The sequence below is a fragment of the Pararhizobium sp. A13 genome (assembly GCF_040126305.1).
Lineage (GTDB): Bacteria > Pseudomonadota > Alphaproteobacteria > Rhizobiales > Rhizobiaceae > Pararhizobium.
On the sequence record NZ_CP149510.1, the window covers coordinates 2,823,623 to 2,841,329 of the forward strand.

21 protein-coding genes are annotated in these 17,707 nt (G+C 60.4%); 12 read left to right on the forward strand and 9 right to left on the reverse strand.

The window, feature by feature from the left end; translation table 11 throughout:
• Nucleotides 1-120: 120 nt before the first annotated feature.
• Both WI754_RS13965 and WI754_RS13970 read right to left on the reverse strand, forming a co-directional pair.
• On the reverse strand, nucleotides 121-729 hold the full coding sequence (locus WI754_RS13965; RefSeq protein WP_349434032.1) for a PilZ domain-containing protein: 609 nt from the start codon (nucleotides 727-729) through the stop codon (nucleotides 121-123).
• Between the two features lie 165 nt (nucleotides 730-894).
• Entirely contained in the window at nucleotides 895-1,524 is a 630-nt protein-coding gene (locus WI754_RS13970) for a PAS domain-containing protein (RefSeq protein WP_349434033.1), read from the reverse strand.
• A gap of 421 nt (nucleotides 1,525-1,945) precedes the next feature.
• Between WI754_RS13970 and WI754_RS13975 the strand changes: the two genes are divergently transcribed.
• On the forward strand, nucleotides 1,946-2,680 hold the full coding sequence (locus tag WI754_RS13975; protein WP_349434034.1) for a rhomboid family intramembrane serine protease: 735 nt from the start codon (nucleotides 1,946-1,948) through the stop codon (nucleotides 2,678-2,680).
• 236 nt (nucleotides 2,681-2,916) lie between these two features.
• Nucleotides 2,917-3,369, forward strand: a complete 453-nt coding sequence (locus WI754_RS13980) for a CBS domain-containing protein (protein ID WP_349434035.1) — start codon at nucleotides 2,917-2,919, stop codon at nucleotides 3,367-3,369.
• A 71-nt stretch (nucleotides 3,370-3,440) separates the two neighbouring features.
• Here WI754_RS13980 and WI754_RS13985 read toward each other — a convergent pair whose 3' ends face one another.
• The 3 genes from WI754_RS13985 to folE all read right to left on the reverse strand — a co-directional run bounded on the left by WI754_RS13985 (nucleotide 3,441) and on the right by folE (nucleotide 5,713).
• Nucleotides 3,441-4,409, reverse strand: a complete 969-nt coding sequence (locus WI754_RS13985) for a patatin-like phospholipase family protein (protein ID WP_349434036.1) — start codon at nucleotides 4,407-4,409, stop codon at nucleotides 3,441-3,443.
• A 209-nt stretch (nucleotides 4,410-4,618) separates the two neighbouring features.
• Entirely contained in the window at nucleotides 4,619-5,071 is a 453-nt protein-coding gene (gene hisI, locus WI754_RS13990; protein WP_349434037.1) for a phosphoribosyl-AMP cyclohydrolase, read from the reverse strand.
• 24 nt (nucleotides 5,072-5,095) lie between these two features.
• The gene (gene folE / locus WI754_RS13995) at nucleotides 5,096-5,713 is read right to left on the reverse strand and encodes a GTP cyclohydrolase I FolE (RefSeq protein ID WP_349434038.1); all 618 of its coding nucleotides are present in this window, start codon (nucleotides 5,711-5,713) and stop codon (nucleotides 5,096-5,098) included.
• Between the two features lie 341 nt (nucleotides 5,714-6,054).
• Here folE and WI754_RS14000 point away from each other — a divergent pair, with 341 nt between their 5' ends.
• The 5 genes from WI754_RS14000 to WI754_RS14020 all read left to right on the forward strand — a co-directional run bounded on the left by WI754_RS14000 (nucleotide 6,055) and on the right by WI754_RS14020 (nucleotide 10,593).
• Nucleotides 6,055-6,504, forward strand: coding sequence for an iron-sulfur cluster assembly scaffold protein (locus WI754_RS14000; RefSeq protein WP_349434039.1), 450 nt, complete (start codon nucleotides 6,055-6,057; stop codon nucleotides 6,502-6,504).
• Between the two features lies 1 nt (nucleotide 6,505).
• On the forward strand, nucleotides 6,506-6,895 hold the full coding sequence (gene yidD / locus WI754_RS14005) for a membrane protein insertion efficiency factor YidD (protein WP_349434040.1): 390 nt from the start codon (nucleotides 6,506-6,508) through the stop codon (nucleotides 6,893-6,895).
• On the forward strand, nucleotides 6,892-7,431 hold the full coding sequence (locus WI754_RS14010) for a DUF1697 domain-containing protein (RefSeq protein ID WP_349434041.1): 540 nt from the start codon (nucleotides 6,892-6,894) through the stop codon (nucleotides 7,429-7,431). The genes yidD and WI754_RS14010 overlap by 4 nt, the downstream gene beginning before the upstream one ends.
• A gap of 118 nt (nucleotides 7,432-7,549) precedes the next feature.
• A complete protein-coding gene (thrS, locus tag WI754_RS14015) occupies nucleotides 7,550-9,538 on the forward strand; it encodes a threonine--tRNA ligase (RefSeq protein WP_349434042.1) in 1,989 nt (662 codons plus the stop codon).
• 212 nt (nucleotides 9,539-9,750) lie between these two features.
• Entirely contained in the window at nucleotides 9,751-10,593 is an 843-nt protein-coding gene (locus WI754_RS14020; RefSeq protein WP_349434043.1) for a lysophospholipid acyltransferase family protein, read from the forward strand.
• Nucleotides 10,594-10,602: 9 nt separating this feature from the next.
• Here the strand turns inward: WI754_RS14020 and WI754_RS14025 are convergent, their stop codons facing one another.
• On the reverse strand, nucleotides 10,603-11,601 hold the full coding sequence (locus tag WI754_RS14025; protein ID WP_349434044.1) for a hypothetical protein: 999 nt from the start codon (nucleotides 11,599-11,601) through the stop codon (nucleotides 10,603-10,605).
• A 112-nt stretch (nucleotides 11,602-11,713) separates the two neighbouring features.
• On the opposite strand from WI754_RS14025, the gene WI754_RS14030 reads away from it, so the two are divergent.
• A complete protein-coding gene (locus WI754_RS14030; RefSeq protein ID WP_349434045.1) occupies nucleotides 11,714-12,298 on the forward strand; it encodes a nitroreductase in 585 nt (194 codons plus the stop codon).
• Nucleotides 12,298-12,900 carry a flavin reductase family protein gene (locus tag WI754_RS14035; protein ID WP_349434046.1) on the forward strand — a complete coding sequence of 201 codons (603 nt, stop codon included), beginning with the start codon at nucleotides 12,298-12,300 and terminating at the stop codon, nucleotides 12,898-12,900. The genes WI754_RS14030 and WI754_RS14035 overlap by 1 nt, the downstream gene beginning before the upstream one ends.
• A gap of 11 nt (nucleotides 12,901-12,911) precedes the next feature.
• Here WI754_RS14035 and WI754_RS14040 read toward each other — a convergent pair whose 3' ends face one another.
• Complete coding sequence (locus WI754_RS14040) at nucleotides 12,912-13,574, reverse strand: aldolase (protein WP_349434047.1); 663 nt, start codon at nucleotides 13,572-13,574, stop codon at nucleotides 12,912-12,914.
• Nucleotides 13,575-13,712: 138 nt separating this feature from the next.
• On the opposite strand from WI754_RS14040, the gene WI754_RS14045 reads away from it, so the two are divergent.
• Nucleotides 13,713-14,852: a DUF2336 domain-containing protein gene (locus WI754_RS14045; RefSeq protein ID WP_349434048.1), complete on the forward strand. Its 1,140-nt coding sequence runs from the start codon at nucleotides 13,713-13,715 to the stop codon at nucleotides 14,850-14,852.
• Between the two features lie 2 nt (nucleotides 14,853-14,854).
• On the opposite strand, the gene WI754_RS14050 is transcribed toward WI754_RS14045, so the two are convergent.
• Nucleotides 14,855-15,400, reverse strand: coding sequence for a helix-turn-helix domain-containing protein (locus WI754_RS14050; RefSeq protein WP_349434049.1), 546 nt, complete (start codon nucleotides 15,398-15,400; stop codon nucleotides 14,855-14,857).
• Between the two features lie 117 nt (nucleotides 15,401-15,517).
• Between WI754_RS14050 and WI754_RS14055 the strand changes: the two genes are divergently transcribed.
• Complete coding sequence (locus WI754_RS14055; protein ID WP_349434050.1) at nucleotides 15,518-16,537, forward strand: NAD-dependent epimerase/dehydratase family protein; 1,020 nt, start codon at nucleotides 15,518-15,520, stop codon at nucleotides 16,535-16,537.
• 9 nt (nucleotides 16,538-16,546) lie between these two features.
• Here the strand turns inward: WI754_RS14055 and WI754_RS14060 are convergent, their stop codons facing one another.
• Nucleotides 16,547-16,993: a hypothetical protein gene (locus WI754_RS14060; RefSeq protein WP_349434051.1), complete on the reverse strand. Its 447-nt coding sequence runs from the start codon at nucleotides 16,991-16,993 to the stop codon at nucleotides 16,547-16,549.
• A 249-nt stretch (nucleotides 16,994-17,242) separates the two neighbouring features.
• On the opposite strand from WI754_RS14060, the gene WI754_RS14065 reads away from it, so the two are divergent.
• Complete coding sequence (locus WI754_RS14065) at nucleotides 17,243-17,701, forward strand: GNAT family N-acetyltransferase (protein ID WP_349434052.1); 459 nt, start codon at nucleotides 17,243-17,245, stop codon at nucleotides 17,699-17,701.
• Nucleotides 17,702-17,707 lie beyond the last annotated feature (6 nt).

A 17,707-nucleotide genomic window follows, 5' to 3' on the forward strand; every position in this document is an offset into this window, starting at 1 on the left:
TGCCCGTCGGAGGCACGCCGCGAAGCGCGACGCCATGCGGGTCCGCATGGCGATCTTGCGCCGAGATGTGCGTGGTTGCGTCGTATCTGCCGGGGCGAGGCTCGGTACGTTACGGCGTGTCTAGAGAAACTCTCTCAGAGCTTCGCGCGATTGGACCCCGAGGAATTCGATCGCCATGCCTTCCTGGAAATGGCGGACGACGCGGCCCTTCATGCTGCCGAGCAAGACGGCTGTGCCGAGTGGCAGGCGGGTTTCGATGTCGACGGCAGCGCCGGACAGCGACAGGTCGATGATGCGGCAGACATATTTGCTGCCGTCGTCGAGCGTGATTTCGGTGCGGGTCTTGCGGGGCGCAAGACGATCATGCCGCCGATCTTCCGGCAAGCCGAGCTCGTGCTTGTTGGCAATCCAGGTCAACTGGGCGGCGAGCTTTTCGCGCTTTCGGTCGGTCGCATTGATCTGGATGACGAAGGCGTTTTCGGCAAGACGCGAAACAGTGCCTTCCAGGCGGCCGACATGATCGACATAGGCGATGATGCGTTCGCCGGTGCGCGGCCGCGCGTCGCAGGTGAAAAGAACGTCGCCCGGTGACATGTCGATCGCGGTGCATTCGAATTCGTCGTGGTTCGCAAGCATGAGCCGACCGGTCAGGTTCACCGAAACGCGTTGAAATGCGCTTTCGTTGTGCTGCTTGGGGCCGGCAGTCTGCGGTTGCTGAAACGAATACATGACCACACTTATGCGATGTCCATCCAAGTCACAGCTTTACCCTCTTCCGGTTAACAGAAGGTTTTTTTCGTGCTTCCGGTTGCAATTCGTGATTCCGGTTGCAAGCGGTTCGATGCCCAATGCATGTCGCCCAAAAGTGCACAGCGGTTTTGGGGGCGACATGCGCTAGTCGCGCCGACCGCCTTCGAAGACGCGCAGATGAAGAACGCGGCGGATCGCGCCGGCTAGACCGTTGTCCGCAACAGGGCGCGGACTTGCGGGCAGGGAGATTTCGGGACGGTTCTGTAAAAATGGGCTGGTCTTTTCGATATCGAGTACACGAATTCCGCCAAGATCGAGGAAGTTGACGGGGGTCGCCCCAAGCCAATGTGGCCGCGACAGCGGAACGAGCGCACCGATGATGCGATCGACACTGCCGTCGGGAGACCTCAGCGGCAGCAGGACAAGTTCGGTTGGCAGATGATCGGCCGTGCCGGCGATGGCCGCGGCCGTCAGGACGACGGGAGCCTTTTGTGCCATGACGTCGCCGGCGATTCGCTCAAGCCGGGTCGTCTGTTCGCCAAGCCACAGCGCGTCGAACCTCGAGCCGCGCAACTCGCGGGCAAACAATGCACAGATGCGCGTACCGGCCAATCGGAAGCGAATTTCACCCCGTGGCGTTTTTTCCAGGATGAAGAGATCCGGCAGAATATGCCGAATGTCGGCAGGCTCGATCTGGCCGCGGGCCGGCACGTCGCGATGTCCTCGCAACTCGTCCCAGTAGGCGTAGACCTCGATTGTGGTTTTGCTGCGCATTCTCTTATTCCGTTCGAAACACTCTGTGCCGCTTTGGCACATTTGGCGGCGCGAAACTGGCCCCGCAGGAACTACGACGCGAATTCCGTGCCAGACGGATATTAAGGTTAATGTTTGGTTTAGATTGAAGGCGGAGTGTATCGGTGGCATTCAAGGACATCACTTCACGAAGGGTTGCCTTCGGCACACAAACTTGGGCTCGGGGTTTTGGGGGCTCACCGGCCGTTCAGTTTTTGACTGGACGGCCTTTTTTCGTCGACAACGTCGGATGCTTTCTGGAAAAACAGGGGTATGAACGTCGTGCGAACTGCGCGAACAGATGCCGCGCCTTCGGTCGCTTTTGGCGCGCGTGTGAATCGTGTAGAGCGAGGAAATCAACGATGCGGCAGCGGATGGAACCGCAGAAGGAATTGTGAGCAGCATGACAGACCAACCGGAGGGCGCGACGCCGCCGCAGGATGCCGAAACGGAAAAGCCGGCGCGCGTGCGCGAACCGGCATTCAATCTGCCTGCAGGCTTGGTCGGTATCCTGGCGGTCCTGGTGGCCGTTCACGCCGTCCGCACCTATCTGCTGCCGCATTCTGTCGATGAAGAACTGATCTTCAATTTCGCCTTTCTGCCTGCGCGCTACGACCATCCGCTGGCGGAGCAGGGCCTCGCCTGGCTCTGGAGCCCGATCACCTATTCGTTCCTGCACGGATCCTGGGAACATCTGATTTTCAACGGCTTCTGGATGGTGGCCTTTGGGGCGCCCGTCATTCGCCGGATCGGTATGGCGCGTCTCGCAGTCTTCTGGTGCCTGTCGGCCGTGGCCGCGGTCGCGTTACATATCGCATTCCACTGGGGCGATATGGCCGTTGTCGTCGGAGCCTCGGGCGTCGTTGCCGGCCTGATGGGGGCTGCTGCCCGCTTCGTCTTTTCTCCCAGCGGCCGCATCAGCCGGCAGTTTGCCCATCTGAACCGCCGTCTGTCTGTCGGTGAAGCGCTGTCGAACCGTTCGGTCGTGTTCTTCGGCGGCATATGGTTCCTCACGAACTTCCTGATCGGTTTCGGCGTCTTTGCCTTTGGCGGCGCAGCAAGCATTGCCTGGGAGGCACATATTGGCGGTTTCCTGTTCGGCTTCCTTCTGTTTGGCTTTTTTGATCCGCGGAATTGACCTTGGAAAGATCGGCGGTCTCGCCGAGAACCCTTGATTTTCCCAAAGCTGTAGCGCACCATTCCTGTCCGAAGGCAGCAAATCAAGAGGAGATCGATGAGCTGCCGGATGGGCAAAAAACGCGACAGGAATGACATCTGTCTTGCGGATTGGTCCCCGACCGGAAAGGCGCGAATGCGCGTTTGCGGTTCGCCACTATCCCGGTCAGACGAGGTCGCTGAAACGGGAGGTCGTGAATGTCAGTCACTGCAATTCTGAATGAAAAAGGCCGTCAGGTGTTTACCGTCGATCCGCATTCGCTGGTGCGCGCTGCGGTCCGGTTGCTCCATGAAAACCGTATTGGTGCCATCGTTGTCGTCAAACCCGGTGACCGGATCGCTGGCATTTTGACGGAGCGCGACGTGGTCGCCGCTATGGACAAGTACGGCGCGGCATGTTTGGACAAGCCGGTTTCCGCCTTGATGTGGTCCAAGGTCCATAGTTGCACGGAAGAGATGAGCATCCACGACATCATGGAAATCATGAACAGCATGCGCGCGCGCCATCTTCCGGTCGAAAAGAACGGTCGCCTCGTGGGTATCGTCTCGATCGGCGACGCCGTAAGGCATCATATCCGCGCGATCGAAAGCGAGGCCGAGCACATCAAGGCCTATATTGCCGGGCAGGACGGCAAGACTGTCCACCTATAGCAGGGTATTGCTGCAGACGGCGCGGCGAAGTGTCGGATACTCCCGGCTTCGCCTGCGGCGTGCGGCCGCCGTTACGAGCGCACCATCACGTCCTGCAGCCGCTTGAGCTCACTGAGCCTCGACTTGGTTTCGTGATAGCCGCGATCGATCGCTTCGCCGGCGCGGTGAAATTCCGACAATCCGATGTCGTTCAGCTTGGGGTGCAGCGCCAGATCCGGCGGGTCTCCGGCAAGGCGGGCGCGTGAGATGCGGTCCTGAATGATGTTGAAGGCCTGAACCATGACACCGGTCATGCCAAGACGCGTCGTCGCGTGGCGCGCCGGCTGAGGCTGATTGTCAATCGCCTGATTATCGGCGCGATGCTTGATCACCGCGGAGCGGCCATAGAGATCGTAATTAAGGTTCACGGCAACGACGAGTTGCTGCTCATAGGCGCGGCAGACCGATACCGGCACCGGATTGACGAGTGCGCCATCCATCAGTGTACGGTTGTTGGACTTGATCGGCTCGAAGATGCCGGGCAGCGCATAGGAGGCGCGGATCGCGGTGATCAACGATCCTTCGCCGATCCAGACCTCGTGGCCGGAGTTGACCTCGGTCGCGACAGCAACAAATGGCCGGTCCAGGTTTTCGATGGAAATATCCTGCAGATGTTCCTGCATGCGCTTCGTCAGGCGCAAGCCGCCGAACAGGCCGCCGCCGCCAATGGCGAAATCGAGCAGGCCGGCAATGCGCCGCATGGTCAGCGAACGCGCGAACGTTTCGAGTTCATCGAGTTTTCCGGCAAGATAGCAGCCGCCCACCAACGCGCCGATCGACGTACCGGCGATCATGCCGACTTCGATGCCTTCTTCATCCAGCGCCTTGAGGACGCCGATATGGGCCCAGCCGCGCGCGGCACCGCCACCAAGGGCGAGGGCGATCTTGGATTTTGGCGGCTTCATTTGTTCGGGAGGAGGTGAGGTTAGCGAGTGGGAGGGACCGCCGGGCGCCGACGCGTCTGCTGTGATCCCGCTGCGATTAAATGTCCAGTTCAACATCCGGCACCTCCATGCCGCAGAACATCCTGTTATGGGCCGTCACGTCTCGCATTGCTGCGTTGCAAGCGCATCCGGTAGACAGAGTCTACATCACGCCATTCCGAGCCGTTGTTCCCGCCGGAACGCTTCCGTATTGACGAGATTACGCGCCCAGTCTGGTTGCGAAATCGTGAATCCACGAAAAAACTGATCCAAAAAGCGTCAGATGCTTAATTTTTGCCGTAGACGTCGTCTGGATGGAAATGAATTTCGGTATCAACAATGTTAAGTGTCGTGACACCGTCCTTGGCGTCAACGACACGGTAGAAGCAGGAGCGGCGGCCGGTGTGGCAAGTCGCATCATGACCGGCAACACGAACCTTCAGCCATAATGCATCCTGGTCGCAATCGGTACGCAGTTCCACAACATTCTGCAGGTTACCGGAGGTTTCGCCCTTCTTCCAGAGGCTTTTGCGCGAACGGCTGTAGTAGTGAGCAATACCGGTCTCGACGGTGAGCGCGAGCGCTTCGGCGTTCATATGCGCGACCATCAGAAGCGTGCCGTCGCCGGCATCTGTGACGACGGCGGTGATCAGTCCGTTGCTGTCGAAACGGGGCGTGAATGCGGAACCGGATTCCAGTTCCACCTTGTCGGCGGGCGGTGGGGCAAATTCAACGGTCATTGGAAAAGCTCCGTTTGACGGAGCTTACTTGAAGCCCCTGAGCAAGGTCATGAAGCGGGCCTGTTCGGCGGGCTCGGTCTTGAAGACACCGGTAAAGGTGGTGGTCAGCGTTGTCGAGCCCTGCTTTTGAACGCCGCGCATCGCCATGCACATATGTTCGGCCTCGATCATCACGGCGACGCCGCGCGGCTGCAGCGTATCGTCGATCGCCTTGGCGATCTGGGCGGTCATGGTTTCCTGCGTCTGCAGGCGGCGGCCATAGATGTCGACGACGCGGGCAATCTTCGACAGGCCAAGTACCTTTCCGTCAGGCAGATAGGCGATGTGCGCCTTGCCGATGATCGGCACCATATGGTGTTCGCAGTGGGAGAAAAACGGAATGTCCTTGACGAGCACGATGTCGTCATAGCCGCCAACTTCTTCGAAGGTACGGCCAAGAACGTCCTCGGCGGCGAGTTCGTATCCCGAGAACAGTTCCTTGTAGGCCTTGGCAACGCGCGCCGGCGTATCGAGAAGCCCTTCGCGTTGCGGGTCGTCACCGGCCCAACGCAAGAGAACGCGAACGGCGTCCTCAGCCTCCTTCTGGCTCGGTCTGCCATCGGTGGCAGGCAGGGCAGGAAAATTCTTGACTATGGCGTCCATAATGGCCCCTTGATGTAACACGGGTTACTTGACGTTTTATCTTTTCGGACAACTCGCCACTGGCCATTTACCTGACGCTCTCAGGCCTGGTTTCCGTCGGCGGGCTCCGGGGCTTTCAGATTTGCAGAGGTTAAGGGCTCTGGATCATCCGGCACGGTTTCCCAAACAACAGGCGACTGTTCGCTCTTGCGAACCTGTCGCCTCCACACGACATACCATATAATATGCCGGGATACATGTGAAAGGGGCGCAGGCGAAGACACTGTGTTTTTTTCCCGGATACGATAGAAAATCATGCGCGGATTGCCTGAAAACGCGCAAAATCAACCGGATCGCGTCGAATGATGGATGAAATTTATAACAGCAGGATTCTCGAGTTCGCCGGGAATATCCCGCGAAGCGGCAGGCTCGAGCATCCCGATGCCGAGGCGAGCGCGCATTCCAAGCTCTGCGGCTCGAGGGTCCGCATCGGCTTGAAAATGGAGGGTGATGTTGTCACCGACTTCGCCCATGAGGTGAAGGCATGCGCCCTGGGACAGGCTTCTTCATCGATCATGGCGCGTTACGTTGTTGGTGCGACAGCCGGTGAAATCCGTCAGGCGCGGGAGGACATGCTGGGCATGCTCAAGGCGGACGGCGAGGGGCCATCCGGCCGCTTCGAGGACATGCGGTTCCTGAAGCCCGTGAAGGACTACAAGGCCCGCCACGCTTCGACGATGCTGACTTTCGAAGCCGTGGTCGATGCGATCGGCCAGATCGAAGCTGCCCGTCTCGTCAAGGCGGCTGTCTGAGATGTGCAGCGAGCCGGGATTCCCAGGCCATGACGTTCAGGCGGCCCATCGGCCCTATTCCGGCCGGAACTATGCGGGGCCGTTTCGCAAGACGCCCGGGCGGCTCTTCGGCATGGCCTTTATCCGGCTCTATCAACTGACGCTCTCCGGCTTCATCGGCAATTCCTGCCGGCATATCCCCACCTGTTCGGAATACGGCTACGAGGCGATCGCCCGCCATGGCTTCTGGCCGGGTGGCTGGATGGTTTTGTTTCGTTTCATGCGGTGCGGACCAGGCGGAACGAGCGGTTTCGATCCGGTCCCGGAGACGCTTGACGCGACCAAACATTGGTGGACGCCCTGGCGTTACTGGCGCCCGAGCACTGCGAAAATCGGCACTGCGAAAAAATGACGACCTATGTCGCCTTGCTGCACAGCATCGTTCTCGGCGCCGGACGCCGCGTCGTCATGTCGGAATTACGGTCGACGGTTGAAAGCATCGGCTTCCGATCGCCGCGCACGCTGGTCGCCACCGGCAATCTGGTCTTCGAAGCCGACAATGAAGCGGTGGTCGACGTGGAAGCGGCGTTGGAAACGGCGTTCGCCCGCGATTTCGGCAAGCATGTCGATATCATCGCGCGAACGGCTGACGATTGGATCGGGCTTGCTGCGGGCAACCCGTTTGCGGCGGCAAGCGGAGCGGATGCGCAGAATGTCATCGTCCGGGTGATGCGCGCGCCGCTCACCGACGATATCCCGACCGCTCTCAAGCGCTATTGCGGCGGCGGCGAACAGATCCGGCTCGTCAATGGCGATCTGTGGATTCATTTTCCCGGCAAACCCAGCACATCCAAGCTGCTGTCGGCACTGACGACGAAGCGCCTCGGCGCCGGCACGTTGCGCAACTGGAACACGGTGCGCGGGCTTGCCGATATGATCGAAGGCTGATCAAGCCTGTTCTTTACTCCGTCGCGAAAACGCTCTATCACCCGCGCGTCAATTTGCCGGGCCACCGGCCTTTAAAAACCACCCGCATTCGTTGGCGGGACTGGACAAGGAAGAAATCATGTCTGACGCTGTTTCCCTTACATTTCCCGATGGTTCCGTCCGCGGTTACGCCGCGGGCACGACGGGCCGTGATGTCGCCGAATCGATCTCGAAGTCGCTTGCAAAGAAGGCCATCGCGATCGCGCTGGATGGCGAGCTGCGCGACCTGTCCGACCCGGTTGCGACCGGCCGGCTTGAGATCGTCACCCGCGAGGACGCCCGCGCGCTGGAACTGATCCGCCACGACACGGCCCACGTGATGGCCGAAGCCGTGCAGGAATTGTGGCCGGGAACGCAGGTGACCATTGGTCCGGTGATCGAGAACGGCTTCTACTACGATTTCGCCAAGGACGAGCCCTTCACGCCGGACGATCTGCCGAAGATCGAAAAGCGGATGAAGGAGATCATCCAGCGCAACAAGCCCTTCACCAAGGAGGTCTGGTCGCGCGACAAGGCGCGCCAGGTGTTTGCCGACAAGGGTGAGAAGTACAAGGTCGAACTGGTCGATGCCATCCCCGAGAACCAGGACCTGAAGATCTATTATCAGGGCGACTGGTTCGATCTCTGCCGCGGGCCGCATATGGCGTCCACCGGCCAGATCGGCAACGCCTTCAAGCTGATGCGGGTGGCCGGTGCCTATTGGCGCGGTGACTCGAACAATCCGATGCTGACGCGCATCTACGGCACGGCCTGGCGCACGCAGGAAGAGCTGGACCAGTATCTTCATGTTCTGGCGGAAGCCGAGAAGCGCGACCACCGCCGCCTCGGCCGCGAGATGGACCTGTTCCATTTCCAGGAAGAAGGCCCGGGCGTCGTGTTCTGGCACGGCAAGGGCTGGCGCGTCTTCCAGACGCTGGTCGCCTATATGCGCCGGCGCCTGGCTGGCACCTATCAGGAAGTCAACGCACCGCAGGTGCTCGACAAGTCGCTGTGGGAAACCTCCGGCCACTGGGGCTGGTATCGTGACAACATGTTCAAGGTGACGGTCGCCGGCGACGACACCGATGATGACCGCGTCTTCGCCCTGAAGCCGATGAATTGCCCCGGCCACATCCAGATTTTCAAGCACGGCTTGAAATCCTACCGTGAACTGCCGATCCGGCTTGCCGAGTTCGGCAATGTGCATCGCTACGAGCCCTCGGGCGCGCTGCATGGCCTGATGCGCGTGCGCGGCTTCACGCAGGACGATGCGCACGTCTTCTGCACCGACGAGCAGATGGCAGCAGAGTGCCTGCGCATCAACGACCTCATCCTGTCGGTCTACGAGGACTTTGGTTTCAAGGAAATCGTGGTCAAGCTCTCGACCCGTCCGGACAAGCGCGTCGGCGATGACGCTCTGTGGGATCGTGCCGAAAGCGTGATGATGGAGGTGCTGAAAACCATCGAGGCACAGTCGGAAGGCCGCATCAAGACTGGCATCCTGCCGGGCGAGGGCGCTTTCTATGGACCGAAGTTCGAATATACGCTGAAGGACGCCATCGGCCGCGAATGGCAGTGCGGCACGACGCAGGTGGACTTCAACCTGCCGGAACGGTTCGGCGCCTTCTACATCAACCAGAATTCGGACAAGCAGCAGCCGGTGATGATCCACCGCGCCATCTGCGGATCGATGGAGCGCTTCCTCGGAATCCTCATCGAGAATTTCGCCGGTCACATGCCGCTGTGGATTTCACCGATGCAGGTCGTTGTCGCGACCATCACCTCCGAGGCCGACGACTACGGCCGAGAAGTTGCCGAGCTGCTGCGTGATGCCGGGTTGAATGTCGAGACCGACTTCCGCAACGAGAAGATCAACTACAAGGTCCGTGAGCATTCGGTGACCAAGGTGCCGGTGATCATCGTCTGCGGCATGCGGGAAGCGGAAGAGCGCACCGTCAACATCCGCAGGCTGGGATCGCAGGCGCAGACGCCGATGACGCTCGACGAGGCGATTGCCTCGCTCGTTTCGGAGGCAACGCCGCCGGATCTCAAGCGGAAAGCGGAGCGGCGAAACAAGGCTGCTGCCTGATCTGCTGCCAGGGCGTGAAGTGACAAAGCAAGAGAGGGGTGCTGTGATGCACACCTCTCAGTCTTGTGTCAGAAAACTGTAACATTCGCGCACTATCCAATTAAAGTCCGGGCAGCGGGAACGGAACACCCGCCGCCGGAACGAAAATCCGGATAGATTACGCCTCTCCGCAGCGCCCCTCTGGACGCGCCGTTGATGAAACGAGGAACAAGGTGCAGTTCAAAGAGCTGTCTTACGCCAACGAGAATGATCGACGGCTGAAGCGTTGGTTCATACGCTCGATGGAAGGCCTTGCCGGGCGCAACCGCTACGCCAAGCTCTATAATCAGTGGCGCCATGACATCGTCGGCAAAAGCGACCGCATTTTCGGCGAGATGCTGGAACTGATCAGTGTGCGCTTGCGCGTCCAGGGTGAATGGCCCCCGCGTCATCTGCCGGATACGCCGGTGGTGATCGTCGCCAACCATCCCTTCGGCATCGGTGACGGCATCGCGGTCCTGTCGCTCGCCGAACAGCTCGGCCGTCCATTCCGGGTGCTGATCAACAATGAGCTGATGAAGGTGCCGGAGATGGCGCCTTATTCGCTGCCGATCTCGTTCGAGGAAACCAAGGAAGCGCTGGCGCTCAACATGCAGACACGCCACGAGGCTGTTCGTCTCTTGAAGGAAGGCGTAACGCTGGTCGTTTTCCCGGCCGGCGGCGTCGCGACCGCCAGGAAGGGCTTTGGACGCGCGGAAGACCTTCCATGGAAGATGTTTCCGGCAAAACTCATCCAGGCCGCCAAGGCGAGCGTCATTCCGATCTATTTCGAGGGCCAGAACGGCCCGCTGTTTCATCTCGCCAGCAAGGTATCGATGACGCTGCGCATTTCGCTGCTCATCCGCGAGTTTCGCCGTCTTTCGGGAACCACGATTTCATCGCGCATCGGCAATCTGATTGCCTGGGAAGAGCTCGGCGCCATTGCGGATCGCAAGGATATCCTGACCCGGATTTACGACGCCGTCTTTTCCATGGCGCCGCCGCGCCGCCGGTTCCTCGGCAAAACGGTCTCCTGAGCGTCTCGCTCAATCCTGCGCGTCGGCCGCTCCATTCGCTGCCGCCTGCGATCCCTTGTCGTTCAGCAAGACCTCGACGTCGGTGTTGACGCCCGCTTTCACGCTAAAGTCTCGCTGGAAAATCTTCTCTTTGTTACGGGCGATCGCGGTATAGCCGCCCTCGGCGAGAACCAGCGTCGGGAAAGCGCCGACGCTTTCGCTGACAACGTCGCCGGACGACGTAAGGATCGACCAGGCCGTATCGGCGATCGCTTCGCCGCCCGGTTCCGACACCAGCTTCAGGGTCAGCTTCGCGGCCCGGTGCTGGATCGTCGCCTCCGTCAGCTTTCCCGCCTCGACCTGGATATCGGCGCGAATCACCGCATTCACCGAACCGTAATTGGAAACCACGTGATAGGTGCCGGTGTTCAACCGAACGACAGTGTCGGGCTTCACGTCGGCGACGACGAGCGCGCGCTCGCCATCTTCCTTTTCATCCGCGGAGAAAATGGAGAAGCTCAGTTCGCCCGGCGGAATGCGCACGTCGCTGCCGGAGACCGCGTTCAGCATGACGCCGCCGGCATCGAGAACGAGAACCTGCTTTTCGACCGGTCCGGCTTCGGCAATCCTGATCTTGCGGGTTGCGCCGGCGCGTCCGAAGGCGACATTGACGAAATATTCGCCGGGAATGAGCTGGAATGCCGCCGATCCGCCTTCCGATGTCGCCAAAAGCGGCAGCTTGCCGTCCGATCCGGGGATTGGGTTGAAGACGCGCCAGGTCAAGCCCTGCTCCACGGGTTTGCCTTTCTCCGTCAGCAGCGCCTCAAGCTGGATGTCCTTGGCCTTGACGCCCTCGGCCTCTGGGACCACGGGATTGAAGCTGTTCAGCTTCGGCATCTTTTGCGGGGAGGATATCGCGGGGAAGCTTTTGAAGGGATCCGCCAGATCCTGCGCGTGTGATCCGGAGCCACCTGCAACAAAAATAAGTGCTGTGAAACCTCTGAGAAACTGACCGGCCGTGATGCGCATGAGGTGGTTGACATCCTGAGTGTGTGGCTCCACTTGAAGCGCCGGTATGGCAATTTCGTGGCTACCCTTGCGATGGCGATGTGCGGTGGCAAACTAGTGGAAACGGACGGCGATGAAAACTGAAATCAGTCTGCGTGAATATCTGGCGACCCGCCGCTCCATTCCAGCCTTTCAGATGGGCGGCCCAGGCCCCGGAACGGCCGAAATCGAGGAGATGTTGAAGCTCGCATCCCGCGTTCCGGATCACGGCAAGCTCGCGCCCTGGCGCTTCATCGTCTACCGCGGCGAGGAGCGGGTGCGAATCAGCGCCGAGCTTGCGAAGATGGCGCTAGCCGCGAAACCCGACCTCTCTGAAGAGATGATCAAGGTAGAAAATACCCGCCTGACCCGAGCGCCCGTTGTCGTTGCCGTCGTCAGCAAGGCGGCGCCGCATTTCAAGGTTCCGGAATGGGAGCAGCTGATGTCCGCCGGTGCCGTCTGCCTCAACCTTCTGATGGCCGCCAATGCGCATGGCTATGCTTCCAACTGGCTGACGGAATGGTATGCCTTCGATGAAAAGGCCTATGCGTTGCTCGGCGTGCAGCCGGGTGAAAAGATTGCAGGCTTCATCCATGTCGGCACGCCGCAAGTACCGCCGACGGAGCGCCCGCGACCTGAACTGGCCGACATCGTCACCTGGGTCGGCGAGGACAACTGATGTTTTACGAGACCGCGCAAAACGCCCACGGACTTGCCCATGATCCTTTCAAGGCGATCGTCTCGCCGCGACCGATCGGCTGGATCGGCTCACGGGCAGCGGACGGCAGCCTCAATCTGGCGCCCTATTCCTTCTTCAACGCGATCAGCGACACGCCGAAGCTGGTGATGTTCTCGTCATCCGGCCGCAAGGATTCGGTCCGCAACATCGAGGAAACCGGCGAATTCACCGCCAATTTCGTCAGTCACGACCTGAAGGACGCGATGAACGTGACATCGGCTCCGGTGCCCCATGGAGAGAGCGAATTCGCTCTTGCCGGATTGACGCCGGTCGAGGGCAGGCTGGTCCGGGCGCCGTTTGTCGCCGAGGCTTATGCGGTGCTCGAATGCAAGGTGACGGAGACGTTTCGGCCTAAGGCGCTTGATGGTTCGGCCTCCGAAAGTCATGTCGTCATCGGCCAGGTTGTCGGCATCCATATCCGCGAGGAAGCGATAAGCGACGGGCGCTTCGATATGGCCAAGGCCAGGCCGATCGGGCGTATGGGCTATATGGACTATTGCGATGCCGGCGACGTCTTCGAGATGTTCAGGCCAAAGCGGTAGGTCAGTCCTGTCTAGCCCGCCGCGAGCATTGCCAGCTGGGCGGCGCTGCACGCGATCACGCCGGAAAAACCGTCGGCAAGGCTGATGTCTCGCTTCGCCCGCAGTTCCTCGAGGGACAGCGGTTCCTGCGTAAGCAATTCATAACACGCAAGATCGGCTTGCCTGGCCTTCAGGACGGTAGCCGCGCGGGCAAACAAGGCCGGTGCGCCGGGCCTTCCGGCCATCGCGTTGTTCGTCTGGCTTGCCGTCGCCCGTGCCAGCGCCGCGCCGTCGAAGATCAGGCCCTTCAGCCGTGCCGATATGCCGCGAAGGGAATGGGACGACAGAAAGAACTCCGGCATCTCTCCGACCTCGGCAAGAATTGCGACCGATCCGGCCTGCAGCCCGTTTTCCGCCTCGGCGACCCGCAGCATTGCGTCGAGTTTCTGGATATCGGCCAAGCCGCCACAGCCCGACAGAACGAAGCCGGCCGGCTGCAAGGTCACGAGCGGTGAAAGCGCATCCTGACCATTGTCATCGTCCGGCATGCCGATACGCAGCAGCGTCGGCCCCTTGGCGCTGTCTGAAGCACGTCTATCGAGGATCGGCTGTACCCTGCTGTTGGCTGTCGTCCAGTCCTCGCAGATGTCAACAATCACGGTTCCGGGACGACCCGCCGGGATATCTGCCGACACCAACGCCTCCGCCGGCGCACAGAGCAGCAAAGGCATGATTTCAAAGCGGTTAACGGACATGGTGAACCAATCTTAAACCTTTAATCGCTAACATACATCGACACTAGGATATGGTGGTTGGTGTGTAGTGAGGCGTCGGTGATCATTCAAGCATTTCTTCGTTGGGTCGAAACCGCGAAAACGGGGGATCGGGTTAGGGCAGCGGCGGCTTTGGGTCGGGCCTACGTGACGGCGGAGATGAACACGCTCGACCATCATGCCGCCGAAATGGCGATGACGTTCCTGCTTGATGACCCCTCTCCGAAAGTGCGCCTCGCGCTTGCGGAGGCCGTGGCCGATTGCGGCCGAATCCCGCGCGCGATCATCCTGTCGCTGGCCGAAGACCAACCTGAAACGGCGTATGCCGTGATTTCCCGCTCGCCTGTGCTGAACGATATGGATCTCGTCGATCTCGCCGCCAAGGGAACGACGGAGACACGCGCCGTCATCGCTGCGCGCCAGGCCATGTCCCGGCCGGTTGCCGCCGCAATCGCCGAAATCGGTGGCGAGGAAGAAGTGCTGATCCTGCTTGAAAACGAGCAGGCCAGATTTTCCTGCCGGACACTGAAGCGGTTGAGTGACCGGCTCGGTCATCTTTGGTCGATCCGCAACCGTCTGCTCGAGCGCGAGGACCTGCCGGCGGACGCCCGTCACGCGCTGGTTGAGAAAGTCGGCGCCGCCTTGTCCAGCTTCGGCCTGGTGCAGGCAGCGATCGGCGGGCGCCGTGTCGAGCGCATTACCCGTGAAGCCTGCGATCGGGCTGCCGTCGACATGGCTGGTGCCGTAGGAGCCGATCAGATTCCGCCCTTGGTCGAACATCTGCGCGCGACCGGGCGCCTGACCCCGGCCTTCCTGCTGCATGTCCTCTGTTCGGGCAAGATCGATTTCTTCGCTGCTGCCATTGTCAATCTGTCGGGCGTAACCGACAAGCGGGTGCGTTCGATCCTCTCCGATGGGCGGGTCCACGCCGTTCGCGCACTGTTCGAGAGCACCGGCCTTGGCCGCGATGTGAGCGCACTCTTTGCCGAGGCGATGATGATCTGGCGGAAGGAAAACCGGTCCTCTTCTTCGGGTGCGACCGCCTCTATTTCCTCTGTCCTGCTGTCGAAGCTGCGCGGTAATAGGCATGCCTCGGAAGCATCCGGCGGCCTTGCCGATATCATCGAGAAATTGACGATCGCCGAGCAGCGGCAAACGGCACGCGACTACGCCCTTCTTGCCGCCAGGGAAGCTGCCTGAGGTCAGACGCGGGTTGCGGCGCCGAGCAGCCGTATCAGCGCGGAGAGACGCTCGTTGAGCTTGTCCAGGCCATTCGGCGCCTTCTTGATGCCGTCCAGGCAAACGTAGAGAAGATCAGTCAGAGTCGCTGGGGAAAGCCCGGCGGTTGACAGCGAGATTTCCTCCTTGGAAACCGCCTCTGTCACGGCATTTTCCATCAATCCACGCAGGCGGGCGGAGGTCGCCGCCGTCGTATCGCCCGCGAGAGCCATATTGGCCTCGAACAGTTCCTGCCCGTGCGTGCTGGCCCTCACCGGACCGAACAGGACCATCGTGAAATCCGTCAGCGCCGCCTCCAGGCGGACAAGGAAGGGTTTGTCCGAGGCAAAGGCCGCCTCCGCCGCCTTCAATGCCTCTCCGTGATGCCATTGCATCAGCGACCGGAACAGATCGTCTTTGTTTCGGAAGTGAAGGTAGAGCGCGGCGCGCGACATCATCGCGGCATCGGCGATATCCTGCATCGATGCTTTCTTGAAGCCGTAGCGGGTAAAGACCTCCGCCGCGGCCATGACGATGTGCTGTTTCCTTTCGTCCATTCCACTGAATTGACACTTTGGACTAAAAATGTCAAACTGACAAAATAGACGAAAAACGTCAGAATGATAGTTCGGAGAGGAGATCACACAATGCAGAAAGAAACCGGGTTGGTCGTTGTCACCGGTATTGGCGGGTTCCTCGGAACGCACGTCGCGGCGCAGTTGCTGCGCGCCGGTTACGACGTTCGCGGCACGCTGCGGTCTTTGAAGCGGGCGAAGGTCGTCGAGGCGGCGATCCGCTCGGCGGAAGGCGCCACTGCAGGCAAGCTTTCTTTCGTCCAGGCTGATTTGCTGTCTGACGATGGCTGGGAGGCGGCTTTTTCGGGAGCTGCTGGCGCGATCCACACCGCATCACCATTCCCCTCGAGCGTGCCCAGGAACGAAGACGAGCTCATTCGGCCGGCGCGTGAGGGAACGCTGCGTGTACTGCGGATCGCGAAAGAGGCGGGCATCCGCCGCGTCGTCCTGACGTCGTCGATCGCGGCGGTCAACTATGGTTCGGGGAGGGCGCCGTTTACCGAATCCGACTGGACCGATGTCGATGGCCCGCTGGCCACGCCTTATTACAAGTCCAAGACCCTCGCGGAGCGGGCCGCCTGGGATTTTGCCCGTGAGAATGGTCTGGAACTCGTGGTGATCAATCCCGGCATGATTCTCGGGCCTATCCTCGGCAAGGATTCCGGGACGTCGGTTGGCGTCGTGCAAAGCCTGCTGAAAGGTCGCTATCCGGCCATGCCCGATTTCAGTGTATCGGTGGTCGATGTGCGCGATGTTGCCGAGGTGCATGTCCTTGCGTTGACCGTGCCGGAGGCGGCGGGTGAACGCTTCATCGCCGGGGGCGAGGCCCTGTCGGTGAAGGATATTGCCAGCGTGCTGAAACGCGATTTCCCCGCCTACGCGCGCAAGTTGCCGAAATTCGTATTGCCCAATTGGCTGGCCGGCCTTGCCGCGCGTTTCGATCCGGGTCTCAAGCTGATTATCCGCGAACTGGGCCGCGATGCACGTGTCTCCAACGAAAAGGCGAGACGAGTCCTCGGCTGGAAGCCGCGATCGGAAGAGGACGCCATTCGCGCCAGCGCCCACAGCCTGATCGCCGCCGGTCTGGTGTAGTGGCTAATATTACTTCGCGAACTTTCGTGCCACCCAGGAATAGCCGTCCTCGATATAGTGGACCGGTTTGGTCACCGCATCGCGCAGCTTGGACGTATCGGGCAGGGCGCCTGTGACCAGCGCCAATGTGCGGCGCGGCAGGCTCGGCTGCTGCTGTTCGGCGACGGGCGGCGTTGGGACTGGATCCGGCGTCACCGGATGTGTCTGATCAAGCTCTGCCTGAACTGCGGGCAAGGGTGCCGGATCCTGCACCTTCGCCATCTGTTTGTCCGATGTCTCGCAAACGGCGACGATCACCGGGTAGTTGCTGTTGGAGAACTTCGGCAGTTGCTTCTGCGATTCGGCATCGCATATCGCAACTGTTTCCCAGGTGCCGTTCACTGTCGATACGTAGTGGCATTGGCTGACACTGTCATCGCAGCCGAGGATTGTCATGACGATCAGGGCAGGAACCATCGCGAATATGTCTCCAGTTCGATTTCGGCATCAGCCGCCAAGGGCTCGATTCGTGTTTCGCTGACGTAACTGTCCGTTTGCCCCGGAAGTAAGGCAGGCCGGGAAAATCTTCGAAACAAATTGTTTCTGTTCGTTTCGAGGGGTGAGCGGCGGTTGCCGCTGTGCGAAAATTGCCGTCTGTTCCGCTATGCAAACTGCTCATAGTATCGACATAGCTGAGTGAATCGATCTGTGAAAGAATACCGCCAAGTGACCGTCGTCATTGCAAAAGAACCGCCCCGCCAGCCGGGTGTTCTGCATCTGCTGGAACAATCCGATGCCTATGCGCAATCGCTTTATCCCGCCGAAAGCAATCATCTGGTTGATGTATCGACACTGGAAAAACCGTCGGTGGCTTTCTTCGTGGCGCGGCATGAGGGCGAGATCGTCGGCTGTTGCGCGCTGGTGGATGCGGGCGACGGCAGCGCCGAGATCAAGCGCATGTTCGTCGATCCAAAAGCGCGTGGCCTGAAGATCGGCCGCAAGCTCTTGGAGACGATCGAGAGCCATGGCCGCAATGCCGGCCTGTCGGCCATTCGGCTCGAAACGGGTATCTATCAGCCCGAAGCCATCAGCCTCTACAGGACCGCCGGGTATGTCGATATCGGTCCGTTCGGTTCCTACCAGCCGGATCCGCTCAGCCTGTTCATGGAAAAGACGATCGGTTGACGCAGC